At 65.9% G+C, this 16,024-nt stretch carries 13 protein-coding genes; 2 read left to right on the top strand and 11 right to left on the bottom strand.

What is annotated here, in order from left to right; all coding sequences use genetic code 11:
• The first annotated feature begins 272 nt into the window (after positions 1-272).
• Complete coding sequence (gene fusA, locus ACIP1U_RS17170; RefSeq protein ID WP_400316943.1) at positions 273-2,336, top strand: elongation factor G; 2,064 nt, start codon at positions 273-275, stop codon at positions 2,334-2,336.
• 12 nt (positions 2,337-2,348) lie between these two features.
• Here the strand turns inward: fusA and ACIP1U_RS17165 are convergent, their stop codons facing one another.
• From ACIP1U_RS17165 to paaA, 9 genes are all read right to left on the bottom strand, one after another.
• Entirely contained in the window at positions 2,349-4,013 is a 1,665-nt protein-coding gene (locus tag ACIP1U_RS17165) for a cation acetate symporter (protein WP_400316941.1), read from the bottom strand.
• Positions 4,010-4,318, bottom strand: a complete 309-nt coding sequence (locus ACIP1U_RS17160) for a DUF485 domain-containing protein (RefSeq protein WP_400316940.1) — start codon at positions 4,316-4,318, stop codon at positions 4,010-4,012. The genes ACIP1U_RS17165 and ACIP1U_RS17160 overlap by 4 nt, the downstream gene beginning before the upstream one ends.
• A gap of 612 nt (positions 4,319-4,930) precedes the next feature.
• Positions 4,931-6,280, bottom strand: a complete 1,350-nt coding sequence (gene paaK / locus ACIP1U_RS17155; RefSeq protein ID WP_400316938.1) for a phenylacetate--CoA ligase PaaK — start codon at positions 6,278-6,280, stop codon at positions 4,931-4,933.
• A 72-nt stretch (positions 6,281-6,352) separates the two neighbouring features.
• On the bottom strand, positions 6,353-8,017 hold the full coding sequence (gene paaN, locus ACIP1U_RS17150; protein ID WP_400316937.1) for a phenylacetic acid degradation protein PaaN: 1,665 nt from the start codon (positions 8,015-8,017) through the stop codon (positions 6,353-6,355).
• Positions 8,018-8,087: 70 nt separating this feature from the next.
• The gene (gene paaE, locus ACIP1U_RS17145) at positions 8,088-9,164 is read right to left on the bottom strand and encodes a 1,2-phenylacetyl-CoA epoxidase subunit PaaE (protein WP_400316935.1); all 1,077 of its coding nucleotides are present in this window, start codon (positions 9,162-9,164) and stop codon (positions 8,088-8,090) included.
• 18 nt (positions 9,165-9,182) lie between these two features.
• A complete protein-coding gene (paaD, locus tag ACIP1U_RS17140) occupies positions 9,183-9,716 on the bottom strand; it encodes a 1,2-phenylacetyl-CoA epoxidase subunit PaaD (protein WP_400316933.1) in 534 nt (177 codons plus the stop codon).
• A complete protein-coding gene (gene paaC / locus ACIP1U_RS17135; RefSeq protein WP_400316931.1) occupies positions 9,713-10,477 on the bottom strand; it encodes a 1,2-phenylacetyl-CoA epoxidase subunit PaaC in 765 nt (254 codons plus the stop codon). Before paaC ends, paaD begins: the two co-directional genes overlap by 4 nt.
• A 13-nt stretch (positions 10,478-10,490) precedes the next feature.
• Complete coding sequence (paaB, locus tag ACIP1U_RS17130; RefSeq protein WP_400316930.1) at positions 10,491-10,772, bottom strand: 1,2-phenylacetyl-CoA epoxidase subunit PaaB; 282 nt, start codon at positions 10,770-10,772, stop codon at positions 10,491-10,493.
• A 56-nt stretch (positions 10,773-10,828) separates the two neighbouring features.
• On the bottom strand, positions 10,829-11,824 hold the full coding sequence (gene paaA / locus ACIP1U_RS17125) for a 1,2-phenylacetyl-CoA epoxidase subunit PaaA (RefSeq protein ID WP_400316928.1): 996 nt from the start codon (positions 11,822-11,824) through the stop codon (positions 10,829-10,831).
• Between the two features lie 115 nt (positions 11,825-11,939).
• On the opposite strand from paaA, the gene paaX reads away from it, so the two are divergent.
• On the top strand, positions 11,940-12,863 hold the full coding sequence (paaX, locus tag ACIP1U_RS17120; protein WP_400317024.1) for a phenylacetic acid degradation operon negative regulatory protein PaaX: 924 nt from the start codon (positions 11,940-11,942) through the stop codon (positions 12,861-12,863).
• A 190-nt stretch (positions 12,864-13,053) separates the two neighbouring features.
• On the opposite strand, the gene boxA is transcribed toward paaX, so the two are convergent.
• Both boxA and boxB read right to left on the bottom strand, forming a co-directional pair.
• The gene (boxA, locus tag ACIP1U_RS17115) at positions 13,054-14,334 is read right to left on the bottom strand and encodes a benzoyl-CoA 2,3-epoxidase subunit BoxA (RefSeq protein ID WP_400316926.1); all 1,281 of its coding nucleotides are present in this window, start codon (positions 14,332-14,334) and stop codon (positions 13,054-13,056) included.
• 226 nt (positions 14,335-14,560) lie between these two features.
• The gene (boxB, locus tag ACIP1U_RS17110) at positions 14,561-15,988 is read right to left on the bottom strand and encodes a benzoyl-CoA 2,3-epoxidase subunit BoxB (RefSeq protein ID WP_400316924.1); all 1,428 of its coding nucleotides are present in this window, start codon (positions 15,986-15,988) and stop codon (positions 14,561-14,563) included.
• Positions 15,989-16,024: the final 36 nt, after the last annotated feature.

Genomic DNA, 16,024 nt, shown 5'->3' with positions numbered 1-16,024 from the left:
CTCCACATCAACGATGCCAGGTGTTGCGTCAGAGAGAGCCGAACTGATAGTTCGGCTCTCGGTCAGCCGGCCCCTGTTGCAGCGCAACAGTACGCGTATTGCTGCGCTGCAGCCAAGCGTGAAGGAGACTTGTCGGCCGGCCAAGCGCCGGCCGAACCACTTTGCGTGGGCGCAAACGCAAGCTTTGTCACGACGCCGACGCTGGCATATGTCGCTTCCCGCGAATTTCGCCAATAATGCCCTGACAGCCATTGCCGGACGAGAGAGCCACCATGCACGACAGTCCCGATGCCATCCGCACCGTTGCCCTGCTCGGGCATGCAGGTTGCGGCAAGACCTCGCTGGTTGAAGCGCTGCTGCACAAGGGAGGTGCGCTGCACACCCCAGGCAGCGTGGAGCGCGGCTCCACGGTCAGCGACAGCGATCCCCTGGAGCGCAAGTACAAGCGCTCGCTCAGTTCCGCCATCACCCACGTCGACTTCCGCGACACACGCATCTACCTGCTGGACACACCGGGCTACCCCGACTTCTCCGGGCTTGCGATCAGCGCGCTGGCAGCGGTCGAGACCGCCGCCATCGTCATCAATGCGCAGAACGGAATCGAGATGACCACGCGCCGTGCGATGGCGTGGGCGCAGTCCCGGCAGCTATGCCGGATGATCATCATCAACGGCATCGACGGCGAGAAGGTCAACCTGCCGGGGCTGCTGGCCGATATCCAGGAGGCGTTCGGCAAGGAGTGCTTGCCCATCAACCTGCCGGCCGGCAACGGCGGCAAGGTCGTAGACTGCTTCTTCAATCCGGCCGGCGAGTCGGATTTTTTATCGGTGGCGTCGGCGCATGAAGCGCTGATCGACCAGGTCATCGAGATCGATCCGCAGTTGATGGAGCTGTACCTGGAGCAAGGCGAAGCCATCACGCCCGAGCAATTGCACGCCCCGTTCGAGCGCGCACTGCGCGAGGGCCACCTGGTCCCGATCTGCTTTACCTCTGCCGCCACCGGGGCTGGCATCGAGGAACTGCTCGATGTCTTCGTGCGGCTGCTGCCCAATCCCACCGAAGGCAACCCGCCGCTGTACTACCGCGCCACCGGCCAGGACGCCGAAGGCACTGAAAAACGCAAGGCGGTGCGCGCCGAGCCGGTGCCGGACAAGCACGTACTGGCGCATGTGTTCAAGGTGGTGATCGATCCCTATGTCGGCAAGCTGGCGGTGTTCCGCATCCACCAGGGCACGGTTACGCGCGACAGCCAGCTTTATATCGGCGAAGGCCGCCAGCCGTTCAAGGTGGCGCACCTGCTGTTGCTGCAGGGCAAAGAGACGCAGGAAGTGCCGCGCGCCGGCCCGGGCAATATCTGCGCGGTGGCCAAGATCGATGAACTGGGTTTCGACGCGGTGCTGCACGACGCCACCGAGGATGGCGACATCCACCTGACGCCGCTGGAATTCCCTACCCCAATCTACGGCCTGGCGATCGAGCCGGCGCGGCGCGGCAACGAGCAGCGGCTGGCCGAGGTGCTGCACAAGCTGAGCGCCGAAGACCCCTGCCTGCGCGTCGAGCATCCCGCCGGCACCAACGAGACCGTGGTGTTCGGACTGGGCGAGTTCCACCTGCGTTGCGCGCTGGAGCGGCTGACCGAGCAGTACAAGCTGGAAGTCGCCACGCGGCCGCCGAAGATCGCGTATCGCGAGACCATCGCCGGCAAGGCCGAAGGCCACCACCGCCACAAGAAGCAGACCGGCGGCGCCGGCCAGTTCGGCGAAGTGATGCTGCGCGTGGAACCGCTGCCGCGGGGCGCGGGCTTCGATTTTGTCGATGCGGTCAAGGGCGGCGCGATTCCCGGCCAGTTCATTCCCGCGGTGGAAAAAGGCATCCGGCAGGTGCTGGAAAGCGGGCCGCTGGCCGGCTTTGCGATGCAGGACGTGCGCGTGACCGTGTACGACGGCAAGAGCCATCCGGTCGATTCCAAGGAAGTCGCGTTCGCGGCCGCGGGGCGCAAGGCCTTCGTCGACGCGGTGATGAAGGCGCGCCCCAGCGTGCTGGAGCCGATCGTCGATATCGAGGTCACGGTGCCGGGCACCGCGATGGGCGACGTCATCGGCGACCTGTCCGCCAAGCGCGGCCAGGTGCATGGCACCCGCACCGGCGCCGGCAACAGCGTGATCGTTGCCGGCCAGGTGCCGCTGTCGGAGCTGAACGACTACCAGTCGCGGCTGAACAGCATGACCGGCGGACACGGCAGCTACACCATCCAGTTCAGCCACTACGACAACGTGCCGCCGGGGCAGCAAGAGAAGATGGCGTCCCGCCACAAGGCGCAGCAGGACACCGACTGAGCGCGTGCTGGCTCAGTGCTGGCTGGCACCGGCCGCGCCGATGCCGGTCATGGCGCGCACGAACTGCGCGCCGTAGCGCTGGCGTTCGGCGCTCGCCTGCGCCGAACGGTCCAGCACCGACACCAGCCAGGCGGCGGCAAAGGCCAGCGTCATCGAGAACAGCGCGGGGTTGGCATACGGGAAGATCGCCTGCTGGTGCTTGAGGATCCCCACCCACACGGTCGGGCCCAGCACCAGCAGCACCACCGCCGATACCAGCCCCGCCAGGCTGCCGGCCACCGCGCCACGCGTGGTCAGCCCCTTCCAGAACATCGACAGGAACAGCACGGGGAAATTGACCGACGCGGCGATCGCCAGCACCAGCCCGGACAGGAAGGCGATGTTCTGCTTCTCGAACATGACGCCCAGCACCATCGCCAGCAGGCCGATCACCAGCGTGGCGATCTTCGACACACGGATTTCGTCCTTCTCGCTGGCCTGGCCACGGCGGAACACGTTGGCGTAGAGGTCATGCGACACCGCCGAGGCGCCGGACAGCGCCAGGCCCGCCACCACCGCGAGGATGGTCGCGAACGCCACCGCCGAGATAAAGCCGAGGAACAGGTCACCGCCGATCACATGCGACAGGTGCACGGCTACCATGTTGCTGCCGCCAATCAGCTTGCCCGCTGCGTCGCGATAGGCCGGTTCCGCGCCCACCATCACGATCGCGCCGAAGCCCACCACCAGGATCAACACGTAGAAGTAGCCGATGAAGCCGGTGGCGTAGAGCACGGACTTGCGCGCTTCCCTCGCATCCGCCACGGTGAAGAAGCGCATCAGGATGTGCGGCAGGCCGGCGGTGCCGAACATCATGCCGACGCCCAGCGAGATCGCATCGATCGGGTTGGACACCAGCCCGCCCGGCGACAGGATCGCGGCGCCCTTGTCATGCACCTTCGCCGCGCTGGCAAACATGGCCTCGGGGCTGAAGCCGAAATAGGCCAGCACCATCACCGCCATGAAGGTCACGCCGCCAAGCAACAGCAGCGCCTTGATGATCTGCACCCAGGTCGTCGCCAGCATACCGCCGAACATCACATACAGCACCATCAGCGCACCGACGATGACCACCGCCGATTCATAGCTGGTGCCGAACAGCAGCTCGATCAGCTTGCCGGCGCCAACCATCTGCGCGACGAGGTACATGATGACCACGGTCAGCGTGCCGCAGGCGGCGGTGATGCGCACCGGCTTTTGCGCCAGCCGGTACGAGACCACGTCGGCAAACGTGTAGCGGCCCAGGTTGCGCAGGCGTTCGGCGACGATGAACAGGATGATCGGCCAGCCCGCCACCACGCCGAGCGCGTAGATCAGGCCGTCGTAGCCCTTGTCGAACATCATGGCCGAGATGCCGAGGAACGACGCCGCAGACACCATGTCTCCGGCGATTGCCAGGCCGTTCTGGAAGCCGGTGAGACCGCCGCCGGCCGCATAGAAGTCCGACGCCGAGCGCGTGCGCCGCGCGGCCCAGCGCGTGATGCCGAGCGTGAGCAGGACGAACAGCATGAACATCACGATGGCGCTCCAGTTCAGCGGCCGCTGCGCGGCCTCTCCCTGGATTGCGGGGGCCGCGGTGGCGGCGGTGCTGGCGAGCGCGCAGAGGGCCGCGCAGAGGAAACGGTGTACCGGCTTCATGCTTCGCACTCCTTGCGCACGCGTTCGTTGAGCGGGTCCAGGTCGCGGTTGGCGCGGTGGACGTAGATGGCGGTCAGCAGCACGGCGGCGAAGATCACCGCAATGCCGACGGGAATGCCAATCGTCATGACACCTCCGGCGATCGGCGTGCCGAGCGTGGCGGGCGAGAAGGCCAGCAGCAGGATGAAGCCGAAGTAGATCGCCAGCATGACCAGCGTCAGCGACCAGCCCAGGCGCGTGCGGCCGTGGATCAGGCGGATGAAGTCGGGGTGGTTCTGGATGGCTTCCAGTTGTCGCGCGTCCATGGTGTCTCCTTTGGCGCAGGGGGGTGTGGCGGCTCTGGGTGGCCGCCATCGGTTGAGTTTCGTTCGTTACGTCTTAAATGACGCCGGTTTGCTCCCCTCTACCGCTCGCGGGAGAGGGGCCGGGGGTGAGGGCCGGCGTGTGGCAAGCACGATGCGACTACACTTCGTGGAAATTCCCGCCCTCTCCCCCACCCCTCTCCCGCAGGAGGGAGAGGGGAGCGTTTGCCAGGGGCGTTGGTACTGAGCACCGCTGAGCTCCACCGTGCCGGCGGTTTGCTCCCCTCTCCCGCTTGCGGGAGAGGGGAGCGTTTGCCAGGGGCGTTGGTACTAAGCACCGCTGAGCTCCACCATGCCGGCGGTTTGCTCCCCTCTCCCGCTTGCGGGAGAGGGGAGCGTTTGCCAGGGGCGTTGGTACTAAGCACCACAGAGCTCCACCATGCCGGCGGTTTGCTCCCCTCTCCCGCTTGCGGGAGAGGGGCCGGGGGAGAGGGCAGGCCTGTGGCAAGCACGATGCCGTGTCACGCCGTGGATACTCCGGCCCTCTCCCCCACCCCTCTCCCGCGCGCGGGAGAGGGGTGCCTATGCTGGCGATGGTAGTGAAGCGCAGCGCTGTCAGATCGCGCCCACCGGCTGCTCGTGCACGACCTTCGGCCGCATATCCAGCACGCGCCGTGCCTTGCCAACCGTCGTGCGCTCGATCCCCTCGGCCGCCACCACCTGCACCCGCGTGGTCACGCCGACATAGGTCTTGATCTGGTCCTTCAGGTCACGCTCCAGCGCCGCCCGGTCATCCGCCGACAGCGATGCGGACCGCTCCGGCCGCGCCTCGACCCGCACCTCCAGCTTGTCGAGGTGCCCGTCGCGAGTCACCACCAGCTGGTACTGCGGCGCCAGCGCCGGCGCCTTCAGGATCAGTTCCTCGATCTGCGACGGGAACACGTTGACGCCACGGATGATCAGCATGTCATCCGAGCGCCCGGTGATCTTGCCGATGCGGCGCATCGAACGCGAAGTCGGCGGCAGCAGACGCGTCAGGTCGCGCGTGCGGTAGCGGATCACCGGCAGCGCTTCCTTGGTCAGCGAGGTGAACACCAGCTCGCCCTCGGAGCCATCGGGCAACACTTCGCCAGTCACCGGGTCGATGATCTCGGCATAGAAATGGTCTTCCCAGATCACCGGGCCGTCCTTGCTCTCGATGCATTCGCAAGCCACGCCCGGCCCCATCACCTCTGACAGCCCGTAGATGTCCACCGCGTCGATGCCCGCACGCGCCTCGATCTCCGCGCGCATCGCGTCGGTCCAGGGCTCGGCGCCGAAGATGCCGATTTTCAGCGAGCTTTCCGACGGGTCCATCCCCTGGCGCTCCATCTCCTCGATCAGGTTCAGCATGTATGACGGCGTCACCATGATGATATTGGGCTGGAACTCGCGGATCAGCTGTACCTGCTTTTCGGTCTGGCCGCCCGACATCGGGATCACCGTGCAGCCCGCCTTCTCCGCGCCGTAGTGCGCGCCCAGCCCGCCGGTGAACAGCCCGTAGCCATAGCTGACATGGACCAGGTCGCCGGCGCGCCCGCCCGCGGCGCGGATCGATCGCGCCACCACGCTTGCCCAGGTATCGATGTCCTTCGCCGTATAGCCGACCACGGTCGGCTTGCCCGTGGTGCCGCTCGACGCATGCACGCGCGCCACCTGCTCGCGCGGCACCGCGAACATGCCGAACGGATAGTTGTCGCGCAGGTCCTGCTTGGTCAGGAACGGGAATTTCGACAGGTCGGACAGCGACTTCAGGTCGTCCGGATGCCCCCCCGCCGCCTGGAACGCCTTGCGGTAATGCGGCACGTTGTCATAGGCATGGCGCACGCTCCATTTGAGCCGTTGCAACTGCAGCGCCTGCAGTTCGTCGCGGCTGGCGCGCTCGATCGGCTCCAGCTCATTGGGTTGGGGGTTGCGTTGCACCATTGTCTACTCCATCTCGTTATGATGGCGCCGCGTGCGAGGGGGGCTGGCGCCGGGGTACTGCAAGCCTTGCGATCAGATATGCGAACGGCTCTGGACGACGCGGAAGCGGTTGGCAACGAACGCGGCGTCCGACAGCGAGGCATTCGCGGCCGGGTTGGCGCCCGTGGCATGGAAATCGCTGAACGCCGCCGACTGGTTGACGAAGACGCCGCCGGTCAGGTTGAGCGACAGCGCCACCCCGGCGTCTTCCGCGGCATCGCGGATGCTTTCGGTCACGCCGGCATCGGTGGTGTAGGCCGACAGCGTCAGCGCACCGTGCGTCTTCGCGCCGCGGTGCGCCAGTTCAATGCTGTGCGCGGTGCTGTCGGTCGCCACGACGAAGGAGATCGGGCCGAACAGTTCCTGCATGAGCTTCGCTTCGTCGCTGGCATCGACCTTCAGCACCAGCGGCGTGCGGATGCGCGCGCCAGGAAACTCGGGATGCGCCAGCGCGCGGCTGTCGGCAACGATCTCTCCCAGCGCGCGCGACGCTTCGATCCGTTCCACCACGCCGTCGTTCTGGATCGCACCGATCAGTTCCACCGCCTTGGCGGGATCGCCGGTCAGCTTGCTGACGGCTTCGCCGACCGCCGCGGCCACCTGGTCGAAGCTGACGTGCCCTTCCGGCGTATCGATGCCGTCCTTCGGCACGTAGATGTTCTGCGGCGCGGTACACATCTGGCCCGAGTACAGCGACAGCGAGAAGGCGATATTGCGCACCATGCCCTTGAAGTCGGCGGTTGAGTCGATCACGATCTGGTTGACGCCGGCCTTCTCCGTGTACACCTGCGCCTGGTGCGCGTTGCGCTCCAGCCAGTCGCCGTTGGCAGTGCTACCGGTGAAGTCGATCAGGCGCACTTCCGGGCGCAGTGCCAGCTTCGACGCCATGCGCTCGCTTGGGTCGTTGGCCACCAGCGTGACGATATTCGGATCGAAGCCGGCTTCTTCCAGCACTTCACGCGCCACCTCGACGGTGATCGCCAGCGGCAGGATCGCGCCCGGGTGCGGCTTGACCACCACCGCATTGCCGGTCGCCAGGCTGGCGAACAGGCCGGGATATCCGTTCCAGGTCGGGAAGGTGCAGCAGCCGATCACCAGGCCCACGCCGCGCGGAACCACGCTGTAGCGCTTTTCCATGCGCAGCGGTTCATTCTTGCCTTGCGGCTTCTCCCACGTGGCATTCTTGGGGATGCGACGCAGTTCGTCCCAGGCGTAGGCCACGGCTTCCAGGCCGCGGTCCTGCGCGTGCGGGCCGCCAGCCTGGAAGGCCATCATGAAGGCCTGGCCGGTGGTGTGCATGACGGCGTGGGCGATCTCGAAGCTGCGGCGGTTCAGGCGCTGCAGGATTTCCAGCGACACGCCGACCCACGCTTCCGGGCCTGCCTTGCGCCAGGCGGGCATGCCCTTGGCAACGCCGGCAAAGAGCCGGTCGAGGTCAGGCCTGGGATAGGTGACGCCAAGTTCCGGGCCGTACGGCGAGACTTCCTTGCCAGCCTGGCCAATGGTGCCCGGCTGCGACAGCGCAAACGGATGGTTCAGGCGCGCCTCAAAAGCAGCCTTGCCGTCGGTGTTGGCGGATTCGCCATAGACCTTCGGGCTCGGCATTTCCGCGAACGGACTCCAATAGCCGCGCGTGGCGATGGCTTGGGTGGCTTGTTCCAGCAGCGCCTGATGGCGTTCGAAAAACGGATGGGACACGGCTTGCTCCGGGGGCGAGAGTGAATCTGGGTAGTTTGGGTGGCAGGAAGCTTCAGGTGCTTCAGGTGCTTCAGGTTTCCTGGTCGAAATCGATCACCAGCTTGTCGCTGACGGCGTAGCTCTGGCAGCTCAGGATGAAGCCGCGCGCGATTTCGTAGTCTTCCAGCGCGAAGTTGACGTCCATGTCGACCTCGCCTTCGATGCGCTTGCAGCGGCAGGTCGAGCAGACGCCGCCCTTGCATGAGTACGGCAGTTCAATGCCCTGCGCCAGCGCGGCGTCGAGCACGGTTTCCTTGTTCTTTTCCAGCGTGAAGGACCGAGTGCGGCCGTCCTGGATCACGGTCACTTCGCACTGCTGCTGGCCGATCTGCTTGTGCGCATGCGCGGCGGGCCGCGCCGATGGGATGCTGGTGGCGAACAGCTCGCGCTTGATGCGGGTTTTGTCGACGCCGTGGTCGAGCAGCGCCTGCGAGACCTCTTCCATCATCGAGTGCGGGCCGCAGATAAAGGCGACGTCGATGTCCTGCGGCCTGACCCAGTGCTTCAGCAGCGCGTTGACCTTCTCGCCGTCGATGCGGCCATTGAACAGGTCGATGTCGAGCTGCTCGCGGCTGAGTACAAACACCAGGTTGAAGCGCTGCAGGTAGGTGTCCTTCAGGTCTTCCAGTTCTTCCTTGAACAACACCGACGACGACGCACGGTTGCCGTAGAACAGCGTGAAGCGGCTATCCGGCTCCGCCTGCAACGTGGTCTTGATGATCGACAGCATCGGCGTGATGCCGCTGCCGGCGGCGAACGCGACGTAGTGCTTCGCGTGCGTGGCGGACAGCGGCACGTGGAAATGGCCGGATGGCGGCATCACTTCCAGCTTCATGCCCGGCCGCAGTTGCTCGTTGGCCCAGTTGGAGAACAGCCCGCCGTCGACGCGCTTGATCGCCACGCGCAGCTGCGCGTCCTGCACCGCCGAGCAGATCGAATACGAGCGGCGCACGTCCTCGCCATCGATGCCGGTGCGCAGCGTCAGGTGCTGGCCCTGCACGTAGCGGTAGGCGTCGGCCAGTTCGTCGGGCACTGCGAAAGTCACGGCGACCGCATCGCGGGTTTCACGCGTGACCGAGGCTACCGTCAGTTCATGGAATTTGCTCATCTCCCCACCTTCTCTTTCTCAGTGAGCCTTGAAGTAGTCGAACGGCTCCTTGCAGTCGCCGCAGCGGTACAGCGCCTTGCACGCGGTCGAGCCGAACTGGCTGACCAGCCGCGTATGACGCGAGCCGCAGTGTGGGCAGGCCACCACCAGCGCCGCCGGTCCCCTGCCTGCCTTGCGGCTGATGCCGCTGATGTCGATCACCTGCTGCGCCGGCGGCGCGATGCCGTAGCCAGTGAGGCTGGCCTTGCCGCTCGGGGTCATCCAGTCCGTGGTCCATGCGGGCGCCAGCTGGGTCTGCACGCGCACCTTGGCCACGCCCCGCGCGGCGAGCGCGCTTTCAATACCCTCGCGGATCACGGTCATGGCCGGGCAGCCGGAATAGGTCGGCGTGATCGTGACGACGCAGGCGTCACCATCCCATGCAACGTCGCGCACGATGCCAAGATCCACCACGGAAATCACGGGGATTTCCGGGTCCGGCACCGTGTCGAGCCAGGTCCAGACTTGCTCCACTGCGGGACGGTCCAACGCTTGCGCGGTCAAGATGCTCACCACTGCGCGCCGGGATAGGCGCGCTGCAGGAACTGCATCTCGGCCAACAGGCAGCCGAGGTGTTCGGTATGACGGCCGTGGCGGCCGCCGCTCTGCGCCCACTGGTTCGCAGGCACGCGCAACGTGGCTTCTTCCAGCACCTCGCCGACATGGCGCTGCCAGGGCTCGGCGAGCGTCGCGGGATCGGGGATCACGCCTTCGCGTGCCAGCGCGGCCTCGGCCGCATCGGCTTCAAACAGTTCGCCGGTGAACATCCACAGGTCGTCGAACGCATCCTGCATGCGGCGGTGGCTTTCCTCGCTGCCATCGCCCAGGCGCACCACTAGGTCGGCGCTGCGGCGCACGTGGTAGGTCACTTCCTTTAGCGACTTGGCGGCGATTTCAGCAATGCGCGCATCGGTGGAGCGCTGCAGCGCTTCGAGCTGGAAGTAGTGCCACGTATCGAACAGGAACTGGCGCGCCAGCGTATCGGCATAGCTGCCGTTGGGCTGTTCCACCAGCAGCAGGTTGCGGAACTGGTGCGCGTCGCGCAGGAAGGCGAGCTGGTCGGCGGTGCGGCCGGCGCCCTCCACTTCCGCGGCATAGCCCAGCCACAGGCGGGTCTGGCCGACCAGGTCGAGCGCGACGTTGGTCAGCGCGATGTCCTCTTCCAGCGCAGGGCCGCGGCCACACCATTCCGACAGGCGCTGGCCGAGCACCAGCGTGGAATCGCCCAGGCGCAGCAAGGCCTCGTGAAGATGAGCGAGCTTGTGGTTGTCCATGATCCGCGCCGCCTCAGATGTGCTTGACGGCTTCCGGCATCGGGAAGAACGTCGGGTGGCGGTAGACCTTGCTGTTGGCGGGCTCGAACAGCGGACCCTTGTCGCCAGGGCTGCTGGCCATCACGTCGCAGGCCCTGACCACCCACACGCTGACGCCCTCATTACGGCGCGTGTAGACATCGCGAGCGTTGTTGATCGCCATTTCGCCGTCCGGCGCGTGCAGGCTGCCCACGTGCTTGTGGGCCAGGCCGTGCTGGCTGCGGATAAAGATCTCCCAAAGCGGCCACTCTTTCATGGCAACCTCCTGTGTAAAGCGATTCGATGTGGGGGCGGCGCGCCGCGCCGCGGGGATCAGGCGGCGGCTTGCTGCGCCTGCGGGTCTTGCTTTTGGGCGTGGGCGACCAGTGCGTCGCGGAACCACGCGCCGTCATCCCAGGCCTTCACGCGAGTGCGCAGGCGGTCGCGGTTGCACGGGCCGTTGCCCTGAATCACGTTGTAGAACTCGGACCAGTCGATCTCGCCGAAGTCATAGTGGCCGCGTTCCTCGTTCCACTTCAGTTCGGGATCGGGAATGGTCAGGCCCAGGTACTCGGCCTGCGGCACGGTCTGGTCGACCATCTTCTGACGCAGCTCGTCGTTGGAGAACAGCTTGATGCGCCATTGCATCGACTGCGCGCTGTTGGGCGAATCGCCGTCGGATGGGCCGAACATCATCAGCGCGGGCCACCACCAGCGGTTGAGCGCGTCCTGCGCCATCTGCTTCTGCCCGGGCGTGCCGTTGCACAGCTTCAGCAGGATGTCGTAGCCCTGGCGCTGGTGGAACGACTCTTCCTTGCACACGCGCACCATGGCGCGCGCATACGGACCGTACGAGCAGCGGCACAGCGGCACCTGGTTGATGATGGCCGAGCCGTCGACCAGCCAGCCGATCATGCCGATATCGGCCCAGGACAGCGTGGGGTAGTTGAAGATGCTGGAATACTTGGCCTTGCCCGAATGCAGGTCGCCCAGCATCTGGTCGCGCGATACGCCCAGCGTTTCGGCGGCGCTGTACAGGTACAGGCCGTGGCCGGCTTCATCCTGGATCTTGGCCAGCAATACCGCCTTGCGCTCCAGCGTGGGCGCGCGGGTGACCCAGTTGCCTTCCGGCAACTGCCCGACGATTTCCGAGTGCGCGTGCTGCGAGATCTGGCGGACCAGGGTCTTGCGGTAAGCCTCGGGCATCCAGTCCTTGGCCTCGATCTTGATGCCGTCATCCACGCGGGACTGGAACGCGCGCTCCTGCGGGTCCATCTCTTCCATCGCGCGGAGCCTTGTTGCTCCTGTCTCCACCAGCTGTGCGTACATGCCTGCTCCGCTTTTGTTAGGGCTTGATCTGCATCAAGCTCGTCAGTTGCAATGGATGGTAGTGATACAATTTGATTCAAGCAATCAACGTTTGTGTATCACTTTGAGGACCGCGATGGCGACTTCCCGCGACGCAGAACTGCCCTCTGCGCGCATTACCCGGCTGGCGCGCGGGCTCAAGCTGGGCGCCAACTCCCTGCTGGTGACGCTGTACGGCGACGTGGTGGCGCCGCGGCCACAGGCGGTGTGGCTGGGGAGCCTGATCCGCCTCGCGGCACCGTTCGGCATCAATGACCGGCTGGTTCGCACGGCCACGTTCCGGCTGACTGCCGACGATTGGCTGAGCACCACCAGGATCGGACGGCGCAGCTACTACGGGCTGTCTGAAGCCGGCCTGCAACGCGTGCTGCATGCAGGCAAGCGCATCTATGCGGGCGAAGCGCAGGAATGGGATGGCCGCTGGACCCTCGTGATGGTGCGCGGTGACGTACGCGCCACGGTGCGGCAGAAGCTGAAGCGGGAATTGCTGTGGGAGGGCTTCGGCGCGATCGCGCCGGGGGTGATGGCGCATCCCAATGCGGACCTTGGGTCGCTGCGCGAGATCATCGGCGCAGCGCGTGCGCAGGAGTACGTGGCGGTGATGGAGGCAAGCAGCCTGGAAGCGTTCTCGATCCGGCCGTTGCAGGCACTGATGCACCAAACCTTCAAGCTGGGCGATGTGGCGGACGCGTGGCAGGCGCTGCTGCGGCGCTTTTCACCGCTGGCGGAAGAAGCGGCGAAACTACCGCCGGCCGATGCCTATTTCGTCCGGACACTGCTGGTACATGAATACCGGCGCGTGCTGCTGCGCGATCCCAACCTGCCGGAAGCGCTACTGCCGCAGGACTGGCCCGGGCGCACGGCGCGGAAGATGTGCAGCGCGATGTATGGTGCGCTGTTGGCGGCGAGCGAGGATTACCTGCAGCGCACGGTGGAGGTGGCGGAGGGGAAATTGGTGGATGCGGGGAAGGTGTTGCGCAGGCGGTTTGCGCATGGCTGAGCGTTTCGCCTCGCGCCTGTTTGCTCCCCTCTCCCGCTAGCGGGAGAGGGGCCGGGGGAGAGGGCCGGCGTACGTCAAGCACGATGCCGCGCCACTTCGTGGAGATTCCGGCCCTCTCCCCCACCCCTCTCCCGCGCGCGGGCGAGGGGAGCCTGTGCCAGCGGCGATGGCACTGATTGCAGCATCGCGTTTAATACGTCTCCAAATGCAGCCGCCCGTCTCGCTTCAACCCTTCCGCCAGCGTCTCCCAATTCAGTCCCGCCTGCTGCGCCACGTCCCGCAACGCCAGCACCACGCCCTCCTCCATGCTCTTCAGCCCGCAGACATAGAAGTACGTATCCGGTGAAGCCAGCAGCGCCGCCAGGTCCGCCGCGCGCTCGCGCATCAGGTCCTGCACGTACCGCTTGGGCTGCCCCGGCGTGCGCGAAAACGCCAGGTTGATGTCGATGAAATCCTTCGGCAGGTTCTGCAGCGGCCCGAAGTACGGCAGCTCTTCCTTGCTGCGCGCGCCGAAGAACAGCATCAGCTTGCCGCCATCGAACTTGCCGGCCTTGCGCAGCCGCCGGCGCCATTCCGTCATTGCCCGCATCGGTGCGCTGCCGGTGCCCGTGCAGATCATCACGATATTCGAGCGCGGGTGGTTGGGCATCAGGAAGCTGGCGCCAAACGGTCCGATGACTTCCACCTTGTCGCCAACCTTCAGGTCGCACATGTAGTTCGAGCCAACGCCACGCACGGGATTGCCGTCGTGGTCCTGCAGCACGCGCTTGATCGTCAGCGACAGGTTGTTGTAGCCCGGCCGCTCGCCGTTGCGCGCGCTGGCGATGGAGTACTGGCGCGCGTGGTGCGGGCGGCCGCTGGTGTCGGTGCCCGGCGGCACGATGCCGATCGACTGGCCTTCGAGCACCGGGAATGGCGTCGTGCCGAAGTCCAGCACGATGTGGTGCGTGTCGTATTCACGTCCGACATCGGTCACGCGCACATTGCCGGTCACCGTGGCGGTGATGGTCTTGTGCGCGGACTTGGCGCCATAGACGTTGGTGTAGGCATGCGCGGCGGACCAGGGCGGCACGGTGGCGCCGTAGCGCGCGCTGTTGAAGGTCTCTTCGCCGGTGCCGGCGAGCGGTGACGTGGCTGGAATCTCCGGCGCGGCGGTCTGCGTCCCGGCGCCGGGCGCCAGGTCGGCCAGCTGCGCGGGCGAGAGTTCTTCTGGCAGCGTGTCCCAGGTCAGTTGCTCTTCAACGCTGTAGGCGCGCAGTTTCGGCATGTCGCGCCAGTTGTCGATCGAGCCGGTCGGACACGGGGAAATGCAGGCCATGCACAGGTTGCACTTGTCGGCATCGACCACGTAGTTGCGTGAGTCGTGCGTGATCGCGCCAACCGGGCAGGTGGCTTCGCAGGTGTTGCAGCGGATGCAGATCTCGGGATCGATCAGGTGCTGCTTGATGACTTGAATTTCTGCCATGTCCATGGCGGTCTCCAGAATCAGAGTGCTTCGCGGGCACTGCGCTTGAGCTTGCCGAGGCCCGTCGCGGACGCTCCCCTCTCCCGCGCAGTGGGAGAGGGGTGGGGGAGAGGGCCGGAGCTTCAATGAAGTGCAACTCGCCGGTATGCCGGCCACCGCCTGCCCTCTCCCCCGGCCCCTCTCCCGCAAGCGGGAGAGGGGAGCAAACCGGCAGCGTTCGACAGGCAGACGATCAGTTAAACCGCACGTACTCGAAATCCACCGGCTGGCGGTTGATGCCCATGACCGGGGGCGCGATCCAGTTGGCGAACTTGCCCGGCTCGACCACGCGGCCCATCAGGCTGGCGACGAAGGCGCGGTCGCCTTCGGTGGGCAGCCACTGGTCGCGGAAGTCGCGCCATTCGGCGTCAGAGACTACGCGGCCGTCGGGCGATACCTTCACGCCGGCCAGTGCGCCGATATTGCGGTGGAAGGCCTTGTGCGGCACCTTCAGGCGGAACGGGATGCCGGCCTTCTCGATGACCTTGTTCCAGCGCTCGACGCCGCCCATGCTGTCCTTGATGTAGTCGTCGCGCAGCACTTCGTTGAGCGCGTTGAGCATCGGCACTTCCTTCTCGGTCAGCTGGCCGTTCTGCGCCTGCAGGATGCGGTAGGTCTGGCCCTTGAGCACGTGGTCGTCCATGCGCTTGCCTTCTTCATAGCGGCCCTTCAGGCCGGTGCTGTAGAAGGTGGCGGCGTTGCTCGACTCATCGGCGCCGAACAGGTCGATGGTGACGCTGTAGTGGAAGTTCAGGTAGCGCTGCAGGGTCGGCAGGTCGATCACGCCGGCCGCGCGCAGCTTCGCCGGATCTTCGGTCTTCAGTTCGTTCATCACCTGGCAGGTGCGCTGGATCACGCGCGACACGCCGGACTCGCCCACGAACATGTGGTGCGCCTCCTCGGTCAGCATGAACCTGGTGGTGCGTGCCAGCGGATCGAAGGCGCTTTCCGCCAGCGCGCACAGCTGGAACTTGCCGTCGCGGTCGGTGAAGTAGGTGAACATGAAGAACGACAACCAGTCCGGCGTCTGCTCGTTGAACGCCTGCAGGATGCGGGGATTGTCCTCCTGGCCGCTGCGGCGCTCCAGCAGCGCCTCGCCTTCTTCGCGGCCGTCGCGGCCGAAGTACTTGTGCAGCAGGTACACCATCGCCCACAGGTGGCGGCCCTCTTCCACGTTCACCTGAAACAGGTTGCGCAGGTCGTACATGCTGGGCGCGGTCAGGCCCAGGTGGCGCTGCTGCTCCACCGATGCCGGCTCGGTATCGCCCTGGGTCACGATGATGCGGCGCAGGTTGGCGCGATATTCCCCGGGAATGTCCTGCCACGCGTCCTCGCCCTTGTGGTCGCCGAAGTGGATCTTGCGGTTGGCCTCGGCCGGGTTCAGGAAGATGCCCCAGCGGTAGTCCGGCATCTTGACGTGGCCGAAGTGGGCCCAGCCCTGCGGATCGACGCTGATCGCGGTGCGCAGGTAGATGTCATGGGTGTGCGAGCCTTCCGGGCCCATGTCGTTCCACCAGCTCAGGTAGTTGGGCTGCCACTGCTCGAGCGCGCGCTGCAGGGTGCGGTCTTCGCTCAGGTTGACGTTGTTGGGGATCTTGTCGCTGTAGTTGATGCCGGACATGGTGGTCTCCTTCGGGGGACAATTCGGTTGTCGTTT

It is taken from the genome of Cupriavidus sp. NPDC089707 (assembly GCF_044748965.1).
Classification (GTDB): Bacteria; Pseudomonadota; Gammaproteobacteria; order Burkholderiales; family Burkholderiaceae; genus Cupriavidus.
This window is presented reverse-complemented; position numbering and strand designations above follow the sequence as displayed.